Origin of the sequence: Halorubrum sp. SP3, from assembly GCF_005435195.1 — an archaeon.
In the GTDB taxonomy this organism is placed as follows: domain Archaea; phylum Halobacteriota; class Halobacteria; order Halobacteriales; family Haloferacaceae; genus Halorubrum; species Halorubrum sodomense.
The window spans coordinates 1-226 of sequence record NZ_SGTU01000738.1 but is presented as its reverse complement, the minus strand read 5'-3'; the positions used below and the strand labels follow the sequence as shown (position 1 = coordinate 226).

Sequence of the window (226 nt, the reverse complement as noted above, 5' to 3'; positions counted from 1 at the left end):
CATCACGGCCCAGTCGAGGGTGTTCGTCGCGATCCCGAGCCCGGCGATGGCGCCGACCGCCGTCATCGACGTCGACGCCGGGACGCCGGCGAAGTTGCCGACGAACAGCGCCCCGCCGATGAAGAAGAGGACGATGATGCTCGTCTCCAGCGTGAACACGTTCGCGCCGGTGACGAGGTCCTCGCCCAGCGTGGTCACCACGCGCTGCCCCAGCGTCCCCGCGCCG

General features: G+C 70.8%; 1 pseudogene. It reads right to left on the bottom strand.

What is annotated here, in order from left to right:
• Positions 1-226: pseudogene (locus EXE42_RS18090) on the bottom strand (inorganic phosphate transporter); the annotation flags it as partial.